Raw genomic sequence first — 14,956 nt, 5'->3', positions numbered from 1 at the left:
GGCATCGCGCAGAGCACGGGAGGACTTCTCGATGTCCACATCGAACGCGGCTTCCACCGAACGGTTCGCTTCCGCACCCCGAGCGGCGCTCACGCTGCTCGACCTCGTGAACGCACTCGGGGAGTCCGGCGCGACGGATCGCGAAGTCGTCGCGGCGGTGGTGGATCTCCTGGCGAGCGGACGCGTCCGGCTCGTCGACGAGGACGGCCTCGCCTCCCTGCTCGCGCACTGACACACCACGACACCACGACACCACGACGAGGAGACGAACGCGATGAACGCGACGAGCCCGACGAACGAGACGAACGAGACGAACGAGACGAACGCAGCACGCGACCCGAACGCGACGAGCACGCCCTGCACGCACGGCGTCCACCACGTGGGCCTCACGGTGCCTCGGCTCGCCGAGACCCGGAGCTTCTTCCTCGAGACGCTCGGCTACCAGCAGGTCGGCGAGGTCGCCGCGTACCCGGCCGTGTTCCTCTCCGACGGCCAGGTGATGGTCACGCTCTGGCAGGCGGAGGATCCCGAGCGCGCGCGCCCGTTCGATCGCAAGCACGGCATCGGCCTCCATCACCTGGCGCTCTCCGTCGCGGACGCGGCCGGCCTCGCGCAGCTCCACGAGCGCCTCGCCCGCACGCCCGGCGTCGACGTCGAGTTCGCTCCCGAGTCGCTCGGCAGCGGCCCCGCGCAGCACATGATGTGCGCGATCCCCGGCGGCATCCGCATCGAGTTCATCGCCCTCGCGTCCTGAGGAGCCGCCCGTGACGCCCGCATCCCCGTTCCACGAAGGCGAGCAGCGCATCCACACGCGGCTCGGCATCCGCGACGCGATCGAGCCGTGGGCTCGGCGCGTGGTCCGCCCGTTCCTTCCGGACGAGCACCGCGCGTTCTACGCGGAGCTTCCCTTCCTGGTGCTGGCCGCGCGCGACGCCGCGGGACGTCCCTGGGCGACGCTCCTCGCCGAGGAGCCCGGCTTCGTCTCCTCCCCCGACCCGCACAGCCTGCGCATCGCCGCTCTTCCCTCGCGCGGCGACGCGCTGGCGGGCGCGCTCGAGCGCGGGGACGACGTCGGGCTCCTCGGCATCGAGCTCCACACGCGCAGGCGCAACCGCGTGAACGGTCGCGTCGCGGAGCGGCGCGACGGTCGCTTCGCGCTGGCCGTCGACCAGAGCTTCGGCAACTGCCCCCAGTACATCGCGGAGCGCCACTGGCGCCGGGCCCCGGCCGACGAGCGCACCGCGGTCGCGACGCGCGGCGCGAGCCTCTCGCGACCCGCGCGCGAGCTCGTCCGGCGCGCGGACACGTTCTTCATCGCGACGGGCTTCCGCGGCGAGGGCGAGAGCGCGGTGTTCGGGATGGACGCGTCGCACCGGGGCGGCGCCGCCGGCTTCGTCCGCGTTCCCGACGCGCGCACGCTCGTCTTTCCCGACTACGCGGGCAACGACCACTTCAACACGCTCGGCAATCTCCTCATGGATCCGCGCGCCGGCCTCCTCTTCGTCGACTTCGAACGCGGCGACCTGCTGCAGCTCACCGGGCGCGCGCGCGTCGACTGGGACTCGCCGGAGATCGACCGCACGCCCGGCGCGCGCCGTCTCGTGCACTTCGAGATCGAGGAGTGCGTGTGCCTCGAGGGCGCGCTGCCGCTCCGCTGGGACGCCGCGGGCGGCGCGCGGCGCGAGCTCCGCGTGATCGAGAAGCGGCGCGAGAGCGCCGACGTCGCGTCGTTCGTCCTCGCGTCTCCCGACGGCGGCCCGCTGCCCGGCTTCGCGGCCGGACAGCATCTGCCCATCGAGCTCGCCGTTCCGGGCCGGGCCGACCCCGTCGTGCGCACGTACTCGCTGTCGGGCGCGCCGGACGCGCCGCACTACCGCATCACGGTGAAGCGGGAGGCGCACGGGCTCGCCTCGCGCTTCCTGCACGACGCCGTCGCCGTCGGACAGCGCCTCGCGACCGCCGCGCCGCAGGGCCACTTCACGCTCGACGCGGACGGCGAGCGACCCGTCGTCCTCGCGAGTGCCGGTGTCGGCCTGACGCCGCTCGTGAGCATGCTGCACGCGCTCGTCGCCGCCGACACGGGCCGGCCCGTGTGGTTCGTCCACGGCGCGCGCGACGGCGCGCACCACCCGCTTCGACGCGAGGTCGAGCGGCTCGCGGCGCGCGCGACGCGCGCGCGCGTGCACGTCGCCTACAGCCGGCCCGCGCCCGGCGACGTACGCGGCCGCGACTACGCGAGCGCGGGGCGCGTCGACGGCGCGCGGCTCGAGCGGCTCGTGCCGGACCTCGATGCGGACTTCTACCTGTGCGGGCCCCGCCCGTTCATGGCCGCCCTCCACGCCCACCTCGAAGCGCGCGGCGTTCCGCGCGATCGCGTCCGGTCGGAGTCCTTCGGACCCGCGGCCCGACGCGAGCAGGTCCACGGCGCGACCCGGGTCGGGTGACCGGAGGTCGCGCCGTCGATTCCCGTCCGAAACCCTCACATGGAGAAGACCACGATGAAGACGACCGCGACGTTCCTGGGCTCCCTGGCGTTCCTCGCTCTCGCCGTGTCGGCCGCGCGCGCGGACATTCCCGATCCGGGCATGCGCATCGAGCGAGGCCACACCGCCCTGGTCGTGACCGATCCGCAGAACGACTTCCTGAGTCCGGAGGGCGTCACCTGGGGCGTCGTCGGGAAGAGCGTCCAGGCCAACCACACCGTCGAGAACATCGAGAAGCTCTTCGCGACCGCCAAGGCGTCGGGCATTCCGGTCTTCGTCTCGCCCCACTACTACTACCCGCACGACCACGTCTGGAAGTTCGAGGGTGCGCTCGAGACGCTGATGCACCAGCTCGCGATGTTCGACCGCAAGGACGCGCTCGTCACCGACGGCTTCGAGGGCTCCGGCGCCGACTGGCTCGCGCGCTACAAGCCGTACATCCACGACGGACGGACGACGGTGACGAGCCCGCACAAGGTCTACGGCCCCGAGACCAACGACCTCGTGCTGCAGCTGCGCAAGCAGGGCATCGACAAGGTCGTGCTGGCCGGCATGTCCGCCAACCTCTGCACCGAGTCGCACATGCGCGAGCTCGTGGAGCAGGGGTTCGAGGTGGCCGTGGTGTCGGACGCGACCGCGGCCGCGCAGGTCGCCGAAGGCGATGGCCACGCCGCCGCGCTCGTGAACTTCCGCTTCATCGCCAACACGGTGTGGACCACGCAGCAGGCCGTGAAGGCGATGCGCTCGCACTGAACGACCCGCGCGGAGGCCGGGGTGCGCGTGCGCATCCCGGCCTCTCCGCGCTCCGATCGGGAGGCCCGCCATGCCGGAGCCGCGAACGCCGACGCCTCCGTTCACCGCCGAGACGGCCGCGCGCAAGGTGCGCCTCGCCGAGGACGCCTGGAACGGCCGCGATCCCGAGACGGTCGCGCTCGCCTACTCCCTCGACAGCCGCTGGCGCAACCGCGCGGAGTTCGTGACCGGACGCGACGAGATCGTGCGCTTCCTCGCGCGCAAGTGGGCGCGCGAGCTCGACTACCGTCTGATCAAGGAGCTCTGGGCGTTCACGGGGAACCGCATCGCCGTGCGCTTCGCCTACGAGTGGCGCGACGACGCGGGCTCCTGGTTCCGCGCGTACGGCAACGAGAACTGGGAGTTCGACGACGACGGCCGGATGCGCCGCCGCATCGCCAGCATCAACGATCTCCCCATCCGCGCGGAGGAGCGCCTGTTCCACTGGCCGCTCGGAAGGCGCCCCGACGGCCACCCGGGCCTGGAAGAGCTCGGGCTCTGACCCGCGTCCTCACCGCAGCTCGATCACCGAGACGACGGCGCCGCCGGCATCGAGCAGCTCTGCGCTGAAGCGCAGGCCCGAACGGCTGCCCGAGAAGGTGAAGCGACAGAAGAGCACCGAGGCCGAGCCGGAGGAGGCCGCCGCGGTCACGTTGCCGGGGAGGACGGGCTCCGTCACCGAGGCGATGGGCATCGTGGGATAGCTGCCGAACCCGGTGAAGACCTCGGACGTCACCTCGACCGGCCGCTTCCCGACGTTCAACGCGAGGCACAGGAACGTATGCGACGTCGGCCTCGACATCGGGGGGCCGATCACCGTCCCGGCGTTCGCCCGCGGAGCCGCGATCGCGATCGCGAGCGTGAACACACCGGCGAATGCGATCGCCGCACGCGCGCCGACGCGCCGCGCGAGCCCGCGCTCCCGACCCCCTGCACGATGCACGCGACCCCGCCCGACCGACGCGAGCCCCCTCGACATGTCTCCGCTCTCCTTCGTTGCGCGGCGCGTCGCGCGCGCGCAGCCGCATCCTACGCCCGCGCCGCGCCGGCGCGCGCACGCACGCGATTCCGTCGGCGCGACCGCCACCTGGAGCGCCCGGTTGCACGACGCCCTCCCCGCCGGTCGTCCTCGCGCCTTCCCGTCCGCGGGCCGCGCGGTCCATCATGGCGCCCCACCGCGATCGCCGGAGCCCGCGCGCTCCCGGCGCGCACTGCCGCAGGAGCTGGACATGAGGAAGCAGAGCCTCCGCATCGCCGTTCTCGTCGCACTCGTCGCGAGCCTTCTCGCATCGCCCGCCCTCGCCGCGGACGACCCGCCGGTCGTCGAGCGCCACGGGCCCGTGCCGCTCGCCCTCCCGCTCGTCGTCTTCACGACGACGCTGTGGGTGGCGTCGCTCGTGCCGTGCGCGCTGATCGCGCCCTCGCACATGATGGACGCGTTCGACGACATGGTCGCGCACCCGTGGAACGCGATGATCGGACGCGAGAACCTCTAGCCCGCGCGCGCCCGCCCGCGCGCCGACGCGCGCGCCGCCCGTGCGCGTGCGCGTGCGCGTGCGCGGACCGACGTAGTCGGACGTCGGGTCGTCCGCAGGCGCGGGCGCCGGTGCGGCCGCCGGCGTGCGCTTCGCGCGGCGAGACGCTCCGCGCTTCGCGGCGCCCGCCTTCGCGCGCGCGCGGCGCGCGAGCTCGCCGCCGAGTGCGAGCGCGTCCTCGCGCGTGCGGATCGCGCCGTCGAGGAAGGCCGCGCGCACGCGTGCGAGCGCGGCGCCGATGGCCGGGCCCTCGAGGCCGAGCTCGGCGAGCTCGGCGCCGCCGATCGGCGCGCGCTTGCCCCGATCCTCGCCGGCGAAGCGCGCGATGCGCCGCCGCGCGGACGGGTCGGCCGAGGCGTACAGCGCGAGCAGCGTCTCCTCGTCGAGCGGCGCGAGCAGCGCGTCGGCCGCGCCCCGACCGCGCGCCTTCTCGAGCCTGCGCAGCAGCGGCTCGCACTGCTTCGCGAACGCGTCGACGCGCGCCGCCGTCTCGCCGCGCACGGCGAGACGGCGCAGCGCGCGCTTGCGCAGGCCGGGGGCGAGCGGAGCGAGCCAGAGTGCGAGGCCCGCGACCCAGGCGCGATGGCGCGCGGGCGACCACGGCGGGCTCGCGAGCGCGCGTCCGAGGCGCCGCAGCTTCGCGACCGAGGCGCGCGGCAGGTCGAGGCCCGGCTCGAGGGCACCGAGCACGTGCCAGCTCGCGAGCAGCGCGAGCGCGCGCGAGGGGTCGACGCCGTGGCGCGCGTCGTCGAAGAGCTTCTCGATCTCGCGGCGCAGGCGATCTCCGCTCACGGCGCCGAAGGCGCCGTCGCGGAGCGCGCTGCGCAGGCGGGTGCGCGAGGTGCGCCCGAGCTGGAAGCCGAGGCGTGCGGCGAGGCGCGCCGCGCGGAGCGCGCGCGTCGGATCGTCGTGGAAGCTGCGCGCGTGGAGGACGTCGAGCACGGCGGCGTCGAGGTCGGCGAGCGCGCCGTCCGGCCCGCGCACGCGCACGGCGCCGGTCTCGGCCGGCGCGGGAAGCCGCAGCGCGAGCGCGTTCGCGGCGAAGTCGCGCCGCGCGAGGTCCTCGTCGAGCGGTGCGGGCTCGACGTCGGGAAGCGCACCCGGGTGCGCGTAGCGCTCGCGGCGCGACGTCGCGACGTCGAAGGCGAAGCCCGGGCCGCGCACCGTGTAGGTGCCGAACCGATCGTGACGCGCGAGCTCGACGCCGTCGCGCGCCGCCGCGCGCAGGAGCGGCTCGAGCTTCGCGGCGTCGGCCGCGTCGACGAGCAGGTCGACGTCGCGCAGCGCGCGGCCGAGCAGCAGGTCGCGCACCGGCCCCCCGACGAGATGGAGGGCGACGCCCCTGCGCGCCGCGCGCTGCGCGAGCGTCGCGAGCAGCGGACGCAGCGCCTCGGGCAGCGCCTCGCGGATGCGCTCCGCGTCGACCTCGCTCTCCATGCTAGGCGCGGCCCCCGGACGGTCCGGCGGCGGCCCCCGCCCGCGCGCGCCGGCCCCGCCCGCGCGGGTGGCGGGCCTCGACCGTCTCGCGCAGACGCGCGCGGCTCACGTGCGTGTAGACCTGCGTCGTCGAGAGGTCGGCGTGGCCGAGCATGGCCTGCACCGAGCGGAGGTCCGCGCCGCCGTCGACGAGGTCGGTCGCGAACGCGTGGCGCAGGACGTGCGGCGAGACGCGTCGCGCCTCGATGCCGGCGGCGCGCGCGAGCCTGCGGAGGCGCTCGAAGAAGTGCTGGCGCGTCATCGGCCCGCCGCGCACCGTGAGGAACAGCGCGTCGCTCCGGCGCGCGCGCACGAGCTGCGGGCGGCCGTCCTCGAGGTAGCGGCCGACGGCGGCGAGCGCACTCTCGCCGAGCGGCACGATGCGCTCCTTGTTGCCCTTGCCGACGACGCGCACGAGCGCCGCGCGCAGGTCGACCGCCGCGCGCGACAGGCCCACCAGCTCGCTCACGCGGAGCCCCGCGCCGTAGAGCACCTCGAGCATCGCGCGGTCGCGCAGGCCGAGCGGCTCGCGCGTGTCGATCGCGGCGATCAGCGCCGCGCTCTCGGACGGGCCGAGCGTCTTCGGGAGGGCGCGCGGGAGCCGCGGGCCGTCGAGCCCTTCGAGCACGTGCCCGACCGCCGCGCCCTCCGCCTCGTGGAAGCGCACGAAGCGCCGCACGGAGACGAGCGCGCGCGCGCGGCTCCGCGCCGCGAGCCCCTGGCGTTCGAGCGAGCCGAGGAAGGCGACGACGTGCGCGCGCTGCAGGTCGGCGACGTCGCGCACCCGCTCGCCCTCGAGCGACTCGAGGAAGCGTTCGAGGTCGCGCCGGTAGGCGTCGACCGTGTTGCGCGCGAGCCCGCGCTCGACGAGCGCGTGCTGCAGGAAGGCGTAGACCGCCTCGACGAGCCGCGGCTCAGGCACGGGTCTCCGCCTCCCCCTCCGCGATCGCCGCGAGGAGCGCCTCGCGCAGCCGGCCGCACGCCTCGCCCTCGAGCTTCTTGCCGTCGGCGTCCTTCACGTAGAACGTGTCGGCCACCTGGTCGCGGATGGTCGCCGCCTTCGACACGAAGATCTCGACGCCCGCGTCGCCGAGCGTGCGCGTCAGGTCGAAGAGCAGGCCGATGCGGTCGTTCGCGCTCACGTCGACGACCGTGTAGAAGTCGGACTCGAGGTTGCTCACGAGGACGGTGGGCGCCTCGGGCTGCGGCGGGAGCGTCATGCGCCGGCGACGCCGACGTCGGAGCAGCTCGCTCACGTCCCGCTCGCCGGTCAGCACGGAGCGCAGCGCGCGCTCGAACTCGCCCCAGCGCATGCGCCGCTCGTCGCGGCCGCCCTCGGGCGTCGTGATGCGGTAGACCTCGAGCGCGAGCCCCTCGCGCATCGTGTACACGTGCGAGCCGAGGATGTTGAGGTCGCTCGCCGTGATCGTGCCCGCGATCTTCGCGTAGAGCCCGTGCACGTCGCGCGCGCACACGATCAGCTCGGTGAAGCCGCCCTTCATCTCGCGGTGCGAGACGATGCAGACCTGCTCGTCGCGGAACCGGAGCACGACCTGCGCGTGGCGCGCGATCTGCCGCGGCGTGTGCGCGACGAAGTAGCGCAGCGGGAGCCCCGCGAAGTACGACGCGATCTTCTCCTCGCCGACGCCGAGAGCGCGCAGCTCGTCGGCGGCGCCCTCGCGGCGCGCCTCGACCCGCGCCTCGATCAGCTCCATCGCCTGGGACGGATCCTCGGCGCCGCTCTCGAGCACCTCGGAGGCGCGCTCGAAGAGCTCGCGCAGCAGGTCGCCCTTCCAGTCCGTCCACGCGTCGCGCGACGACGCGCGGATGTCGGCGAACGTGCACAGGTAGAGGTTGCGCAGGTTCACGCGGTCGCCGCAGAGCTTCGCGAACTCGAGGATCATCTTCGCGTCGGAGAGGTCGCGCCGCTGCGCGAGGTGCGACATCCGCAGGTGGTGCTCGACGACGAAGATGACGCGCTCGGCGCGCTCGGCGTCGAGGCCCAGGCGCTCGAGGCAGCGACGCGCGAGCACGACGCCCTTCGCCGAGTGGTCGCCGCCGAAGCCCTTGCCGATGTCGTGCAGCAGGCATCCGAGGTACAGCGCCGGGAGGTCCTCGACCTCGTGCACGAGCCGCGTGAGCGCGGGGAGCGCCGCCTCGTACTTCCCGCGCCACAGCCGGCGCAGCTCCTCCACCAGGAAGATCGAGTGCACGTCGACCGTGTACGTGTGATAGATGACGTGCTGCCAGCGACAGACGATGTGGTCCCACTCGGGCAGGTAGCGGCCGAGCAGATCGATGTCGTTCATCGCCATCAGGCTTCGCATCACGCGCTGCTCGGCGCCCAGGATGCCCATGAAGAGCGCCGTGCACGCGGGGTCGCGCCGGAAGTCGTCGTCGATCAGGTCCAGGCTCTCGCGCAGCAGGCGCTGCGCGGTGCGCGACAGCGGCACGCCCCATTCCTGCGCGATCCGGAACGCGCGCAGGAGGCGCCGCGGGTCCTCGCGCAGGTGCCCGGCGTGCGGGATCTCGAGGTGTCCGTCGACGAGCCGGAAGCCGTCCTCGGTCGCCTTCACCTCGCGCTCGCGCGGCGCCGTCGCGACGCGCGCGCGCAGCAGGTCGAGCACGAGCTCGCTGTAGTTCTGGATGGCGCGCGCCTGCCGGTAGTAGTCGCGCATGAAACGCTCGACGGGCAGCTCGGCGGTCGGGTCCTCCTCGACCGGCGGGAGATCGGCGCGGCTCCCGTAGCCGAGCGCCTCCGCGATCTGCTCCTGGTGCTCGAAGCTCATCTGGTCGCTGCAGCGCCGCGTCAGCAGGTGGAGCTCGTTGCGCACGCGCCAGAGGAAGTCGAGCGCGCCGCGCAGCTCGCGCATCTCGTGCTCGGTGAGCAGGCCGAAGTGCAGCCAGTCGTCGATGTCGCGCGCCATCGGGATGGCGCCGCGCGCGGCCCAGTACGCGGCGTGGTAGTCGCGCAGGCCGCCCGCCCCTTCCTTGATGTTGGGCTGGAGCAGGAACAGCGACTCGCCGTAGCGCAGGTGCCGCGCCGCCAGCCCCTCGCGCCGCTCCTCCAGGAAGGCTTCCACGTCGGGAAGGAGCTCGCGCCGCACCGAGTCCGCGAACGCGTGGAAGAACTCGCCGTCGCCGCACAGGAAGCGCGCCATCAGCACGCCCGTGCGCACCGTCTCGTCCTCGCGCCCGAGCGCGATCGTCTCGTCGATCGTGCGCGTCGCGCACCCGACCGTGAGCCCGGCGTCCCACATCCAGTAGAGGAGGCGCTCGGCGATGCCCGCGACGTAGGGCGTGAGCGCGTCGCGGTAGAGCACGAGCAGGTCGACGTCGGAGTGGATCGACATCTCGCGCCGCGCGTAGCCGCCGACCGCGACGACCGCGACGCCGGTGTCGACCTCGCCGCCCTCGAGCAGGATGCTCTCCTCGGCGAGCGCGAAGAGCCGGCGCACCATGCGATCCGTGAGGTCGGAGTTCGCCTCGTTCACGACGCGGCCCGACTTCTCCTCGCGGTGGAGCGCCTCGAGGTAGCCGCGCACCTCGGCGAGGTAGGCGCGCACGGCGGCGACCGCCTCGCGCGACTCGCGCCCGACCGGCCGCGGCAGCTCGGCGAGCAGCGGGTCGATCGACGGCGACGACCTCACCGTCCGACTCCGCCGACGCGCGCCACGCGGCTCGGCAGCTCGTCGCGGTAGCGCACGAGCCCGCGCGCGACGCGGTGCGCGAGCAGGTCGAGGTAGGCGTCGCTGCGCAGCAGCTTCGCGTCGTCGCGGTTCGTGAGGAAGCCCGCTTCGACGAGGATCGACGGCATGCTCGACAGGAAGAGCACGTAGAACGGGCCCTTCTTGACGCCGAGGTCGGGCATGTCGCGCGTGCGGCGATCGGTCGCGAGGCCGTCCATCACGTCCTCGTGGACGAAGCGCGCGAGCGTCTCGGAGTGCAGCCCCGTCTCGCCGATGCGCAGCTTCGCGAGCGTGCGCTGCAGCGAGTCGAGCTCGCTGCGCGGCACGCCGCTCTCGCGCGCGGCGACGTCGAGGCTGTGCCGCTCGTGCTCGTCGTCGAGGTAGTAGATCTCGATGCCGCGGGTGTCGACGCGCGGCGACGAGTTCGCGTGCACGGACACGAAGAGGTCGCCGTCAGCGGACTCGGCGAGCGCCGTGCGCTCCTCGAGGTCGAGGTAGCGGTCGTCCTCCCGCGTGAGCACGACCTCGAAGCCCTCGCCGCGCAGCTCGGACGCGAGGCGCTTGGCGAGCCGCAGGTTCACGTCCTTCTCGTGCACGCGTCCGATGCCGATCGCGCCGGGGTCGCGCCCGCCGTGGCCGGGGTCGACGACGATGCGCTGCACGCCGCGCAGCGGGAGCGAGAGCCGCGCTCCTCCATCGCCGCTCGGCGGCCGCGACGCGAAGGCGCCGCCGCGCTGCGCGCCCGGCGGCGCGTCGTCGCGCGCGCCGTACACGTCGAGCACGACGCGATCGGGCGAGCGCAGCACGAGCAGGCGGTGGCGCTCGTAGTGCTCGAGGTCGACGACGACGCGCGCCGTGCGCTGCGTGTTCTGTCCGAGCCGCACCGCGCGCAGGAGCCCGTCTCCGATCGCGATGCCGTCGACGTAGTCGCGCCCGACCCAGATCCCGGCGAGGTCGAGGTAGAGGCGATCGGGGCGCGACGCGGAACGGTTCGCCGAGAGCGAGCGCACGACGGGCTCGGGCACGGCGCGCGACAGCTCGACGACGACGCGCGTGAAGTCGGGGTGCGACCAGGTGCGCACGTCGCGCACGTCGCCGAGCCCGGGCGGCCGCTCGGCCGCGAGCAGCAGCGGCGCGAGCGCGGCGAGCACCGCGAGCGCGAACGTCCGCGTCGCGCGTGCGCGCCTCACGCCTCGCCGTCCTCGCGCGCGAGCAGGCCGCGCAGCCGGTCGAGCTCGAGCAGCGCCTCGAGCGGCGTCATCCGCTCGACCGCCGCGCCCCTCACGGCGTCGAGCACGTCGCGCTCCGCGCGCGAGGGGCCGCCCGCCGCGGGCGAGAGCGCGAACGCGAGCTGCCCTTCCGCGCGCTCCTGCGCGCGCGGACGCGGGCGGGCTCCGTGCGCGAGCCGCGGCTGCCCCTCGGCGTCGAGCTCGCCGCGCTCGAGGTTCGCGAGGATCTCCTGCGCGCGCGTCACGACGTCGCGCGGGAGGCCGGCCAGCCGCGCGACCTGGATGCCGTACGAGCGGCTCGCGCCGCCCGCCACGAGGCGCCGCAGGAAGACGACCTCGCCCGCGAGCTCGCGCGCCTCGAAGTGCGCGTTGCGCACGCGCGGCTTCGCGAGCGCGAGGTCGATCAGCTCGTGGTAGTGCGTCGCGAACAGCGTGCGCGCGGCGAGCGCGGGCGTGTCGTGCAGGTGCTCGGCCACCGCCCACGCGATCGCGAGCCCGTCGAACGTGCTCGTGCCGCGCCCGATCTCGTCGAGGATGACGAGGCTGCGCGTCGTCGCCTGCCGCAGGATGTCGGCCGTCTCGCGCATCTCCACCATGAACGTCGACTCGCCGCGCGCGAGCCGGTCCGAGGCGCCGACCCGCGTGAAGATGCGGTCGACGACGCCGATGCGCGCGGACTCCGCCGGCACGAAGCTCCCGACCTGCGCGAGCAGCGCGATCAGCGCGACCTGGCGCAGGTAGGTGCTCTTGCCCGACATGTTGGGGCCGGTGAGCAGCAGGATCTGCGCGTCGCCCGTGTCGAGCAGCGTGTCGTTGGCGACGAAGCCGTCGCGCCGCGCGCGCTCGAGCGCGGCCTCGACGACGGGGTGACGACCGCCGCGCACCTCGAGCCGCTCCGTGTCGTCGACCTCCGGCCGCACCCACGCGCGCACGCGCGCGGTCTCGGCGAGCGACGCGAGCGCGTCGAGCCCCGCGACCGCATCGGCCGCGCGCCGGACATCCTCCGCGCGCGCGACGACCGCCGCTCGCAGCTCGTCGAAGAGCGCGCGCTCGAGCTCGGCCGCGCGCTCGTTCGCGCCGACGACGCGGCTCTCGAACTCGCGCAGCGCGCCGGTCGTGAAGCGCTCGGCGTTCGCGAGGGTCTGCTTGCGCTCGTAGTCGGCGGGCACGCGCCCGAGCTGGCTCTTCGGGACCTCGAGCGAGTAGCCGTGCACCGGGTGGAAGCGCACCTTGAGCGTCGCGATGCCGCTGCGCTCGCGCTCCTGCGCCTCGAGCCCGGCGATCCACTCGCGCCCCTTCTCGGCGCTCTCGCGCAGCGCGTCGAGGTCGGCGCGGTAGCCGGCGCGGATGTAGCCCGTCTCGTTCGCGCCGCGCGAGCCGCGCGGGACGACGGGCGGGTCGTCGACGAGCGCGTCGGCGAGCAGCCCGGCCAGCTCGGGCAGCGGCTCGGGCGCCGCGAGCGCGGCCGGCCGCGCCCCGCCCTCGTCGACCCACGCGTCGTCCGATGCGGCGAGGGCCGCGACGACGCCGGGCAGCGCCTCGAGTGCACCGCGCAGCTGGCCGAGGTCGCGCGGCACCGAGCCCGGACGCGCCGCGCGCGCGAGCAGCCGCTCGAGATCGCGCACGCCCTTCGTCGCGTCGCGCAGGCGCGCGCGCAGCCGGTCGCGATCGGCGAGATGGGCGACGGCGTCCTGCCGCGCACGGATCGCCTCCGGGTCGAGCAACGGGTAGGCGAGCCAGCGCGCGAGGCGGCGCGCACCGAGCGGCGTCGTCGTGCGATCGATCTGCTCGACGAGCGTGCCGCGCCGCGACCCGTCCTCGCTGCTCTCGAACAGCTCGAGGTGCGCGCGGGTCGCGGCGTCGACGACCATCGTGTCGGTGAGCGCATAACGTCGCAGGCGCGGCGCGTTCTCGAGTGCGAACGGCTGGTTCGCGTGCACGTAGCGGAGCAGCGCCGCGCAGGCGCGCATCGCCGCGTCGTCGCCGTCGGGCGCGAAGCCTTCCGGCGCGACGGGGACCTCGCGCGGCTCGAAGCACGCCGCCTCGACGCCGGTCACGACGACGCCGGGAAGGCGCGCGGCGAGCGGCGCGCGCAGCGTCTCGAGCTCGTCGCGCGCGACGAGCAGCTCGCGCGGCGCGATGCGCTCGAGCTCCTGCGCGATCGCGTCGGGCAGCGCGGCCTCGCTGCGCGCGGCGGTCGCGCGGAAGTCGCCCGTCGTCGCGTCGAGCACCGCGAGGCCGGCGACGCCGCCCGTCTCGCCCGCCGACGCGAGCGCGGCGAGCACGACCTCGCGCGCGGCCTCGATGCCGGTCGGGTCGCCGACGAGTCCGGGCGTCACGACCTCGACCACCTCGCGCCGGACCAGCCGCCGGCCGCCGGCCTTGCGCGCGTCCTCGACCTGCTCGCAGATGGCGACGCGGTGGCCGAGCCGCGCGAGCGTCTTGATGTGCTGGTCGGCCGCGTGCACGGGCACGCCGCACATCGGCACCGGGTCGGGCTTGTTGCGGTCGCGCGTCGTGAGCGCGATGTCGAGCAGCGGCGCGGCGAGCTCCGCGTCGTCGAGGAACATCTCGTAGAAGTCGCCCATGCGGTAGAAGACGATCGCGTCGGGGTGGCGCGCCTTGACCGCGAGGTACTGCTGCATCATCGGAGTCTCGAGCGAGGAAGAGCTCATCCGCTCGCCTCCTCGTCCCCGCTCCGCGCGCGCCCGTCGTCGTCGTCCGCCGCGCGCCGCTCGCGGTCGGGCCCGCCCGCAGCGCGCGCGATCCACTCGTCGAAGACGGCGAGCGCCTCGGCGTCGCGCCGCTCGTCGCGCAGCAGGCGGCCGAGCTGCGCGCGCGTGCGCGCGTCGCCCGGCGCGCGTGCGAGCGCCTCGCGCAGGACGCGCAGAGCTTCGTCGACCTCGCCGCGTCCCGCGAGCACGCGCGCGAGGGCGCGCGCTGCCGCGCGGTCGTCGGGATGGGCCGCGAGGTGCGTGCGCACGAAGGCCTCGCCGGCGTCGCTCCCGCGTCCGCCCTTCGCCGCGTGCGCGGAGCGGATGCGTTCCCACAGCGCGTCGTCGCCCGCGCCCGCGAGACCGACGGCCGCCGACCACGCCGCGAGCGCGGCGCCGCCGCGCCCGCGCTCGGCTTCGAGATCGCCGAGCAGGACGCGCGGAGCCGGGTCGTGCGGGGCGAGCTTCGCCGCGCGCCGCGCGAGCCCGCGCGCCTCGCGGCTGCGCCCCGCTTCGTGCGCCGCGCGCGCCTGGGCGATCACGAGGCGCGTCTCGAGCGCGGCGTCGCCGCGCCCGAGCCAGCCCCGCGCCTTGCGCACCGCGCCGAGGGCGGCCGCCGGGTCGCCCGCCTCCTCGCAGAGCGCGACGAGCGCGGCGAGCGCCTCGCCGTTGCGCGGGTCGTGGGCGAGCACCTCGCGGTAGGCCGCGATCGCGCGCTCGCGGTAGCCGCCGGCGCGCAGGTCGCCGGCGAGCCCGAGCCGCACGCGCAGGTCGAGCTCGCGCGGCAGGTCGCGCCGCAGCGCGAGGTTCTGGTGGATGCGGAGCGCGCGCCCGACCTCGCCGCGCGCGCGGTAGGTGCGCGCGAGCGCGAGGTAGGCCTGCGCGTCGTCGGAGTCCTCGCGGACGATCCCGGCGAGCGCGGCCTCGGCGCCCGCGAGGTCGCCGTCCGCGAAGCCCTGCAGCGCCGCGCGCAGCCGCGCCTCGCGCCGCGCTCCGGCTCCGCCGTCCCGCTCCCCTCTGGCCACGCGTCGCTGCCTC

Annotated in this window: 12 protein-coding genes; 6 read left to right on the top strand and 6 right to left on the bottom strand. The window is 75.0% G+C overall.

Annotated elements, in window-relative coordinates; translation table 11 throughout:
* The first annotated feature begins 31 nt into the window (after positions 1-31).
* The 5 genes from R3E88_10270 to R3E88_10250 all read left to right on the top strand — a co-directional run bounded on the left by R3E88_10270 (position 32) and on the right by R3E88_10250 (position 3,777).
* Positions 32-232 carry a hypothetical protein gene (locus R3E88_10270; GenBank protein ID MEZ4216849.1) on the top strand — a complete coding sequence of 67 codons (201 nt, stop codon included), beginning with the start codon at positions 32-34 and terminating at the stop codon, positions 230-232.
* A gap of 42 nt (positions 233-274) precedes the next feature.
* Positions 275-754 (top strand): VOC family protein, encoded by a 480-nt coding sequence (locus tag R3E88_10265; GenBank protein ID MEZ4216848.1) that lies wholly within the window; start codon positions 275-277, stop codon positions 752-754.
* Positions 755-764: 10 nt separating this feature from the next.
* Complete coding sequence (locus R3E88_10260) at positions 765-2,444, top strand: pyridoxamine 5'-phosphate oxidase family protein (protein ID MEZ4216847.1); 1,680 nt, start codon at positions 765-767, stop codon at positions 2,442-2,444.
* Between the two features lie 54 nt (positions 2,445-2,498).
* Positions 2,499-3,236 carry a cysteine hydrolase gene (locus R3E88_10255; GenBank protein ID MEZ4216846.1) on the top strand — a complete coding sequence of 246 codons (738 nt, stop codon included), beginning with the start codon at positions 2,499-2,501 and terminating at the stop codon, positions 3,234-3,236.
* Positions 3,237-3,306: 70 nt separating this feature from the next.
* Complete coding sequence (locus tag R3E88_10250; GenBank protein MEZ4216845.1) at positions 3,307-3,777, top strand: nuclear transport factor 2 family protein; 471 nt, start codon at positions 3,307-3,309, stop codon at positions 3,775-3,777.
* A 9-nt stretch (positions 3,778-3,786) separates the two neighbouring features.
* Here the strand turns inward: R3E88_10250 and R3E88_10245 are convergent, their stop codons facing one another.
* Positions 3,787-4,077: a hypothetical protein gene (locus tag R3E88_10245; protein MEZ4216844.1), complete on the bottom strand. Its 291-nt coding sequence runs from the start codon at positions 4,075-4,077 to the stop codon at positions 3,787-3,789.
* Positions 4,078-4,504: 427 nt separating this feature from the next.
* Between R3E88_10245 and R3E88_10240 the strand changes: the two genes are divergently transcribed.
* Positions 4,505-4,771 (top strand): hypothetical protein, encoded by a 267-nt coding sequence (locus tag R3E88_10240; protein MEZ4216843.1) that lies wholly within the window; start codon positions 4,505-4,507, stop codon positions 4,769-4,771.
* 1,477 nt (positions 4,772-6,248) lie between these two features.
* Here the strand turns inward: R3E88_10240 and xerD are convergent.
* The 5 genes from xerD to R3E88_10215 are packed head-to-tail and all read right to left on the bottom strand — an operon-like array spanning position 6,249 to position 14,943.
* Entirely contained in the window at positions 6,249-7,208 is a 960-nt protein-coding gene (xerD, locus tag R3E88_10235) for a site-specific tyrosine recombinase XerD (GenBank protein MEZ4216842.1), read from the bottom strand.
* The gene (gene glnD, locus R3E88_10230) at positions 7,201-9,936 is read right to left on the bottom strand and encodes a [protein-PII] uridylyltransferase (protein MEZ4216841.1); all 2,736 of its coding nucleotides are present in this window, start codon (positions 9,934-9,936) and stop codon (positions 7,201-7,203) included. The genes xerD and glnD overlap by 8 nt, the downstream gene beginning before the upstream one ends.
* Positions 9,933-11,165 carry an N-acetylmuramoyl-L-alanine amidase gene (locus R3E88_10225; protein MEZ4216840.1) on the bottom strand — a complete coding sequence of 411 codons (1,233 nt, stop codon included), beginning with the start codon at positions 11,163-11,165 and terminating at the stop codon, positions 9,933-9,935. Before R3E88_10225 ends, glnD begins: the two co-directional genes overlap by 4 nt.
* Entirely contained in the window at positions 11,162-13,879 is a 2,718-nt protein-coding gene (gene mutS, locus R3E88_10220; protein MEZ4216839.1) for a DNA mismatch repair protein MutS, read from the bottom strand. The genes R3E88_10225 and mutS overlap by 4 nt, the downstream gene beginning before the upstream one ends.
* On the bottom strand, positions 13,876-14,943 hold the full coding sequence (locus R3E88_10215) for a tetratricopeptide repeat protein (GenBank protein MEZ4216838.1): 1,068 nt from the start codon (positions 14,941-14,943) through the stop codon (positions 13,876-13,878). Before R3E88_10215 ends, mutS begins: the two co-directional genes overlap by 4 nt.
* Positions 14,944-14,956 lie beyond the last annotated feature (13 nt).

The sequence above is a fragment of the Myxococcota bacterium genome (assembly GCA_041389495.1).
GTDB lineage: Bacteria > Myxococcota_A > UBA9160 > UBA9160 > UBA4427 > JAWKRT01.
The sequence above is the reverse complement of the archived record's forward strand: the minus strand, read 5'-3'. Positions and strand labels throughout refer to the sequence as shown.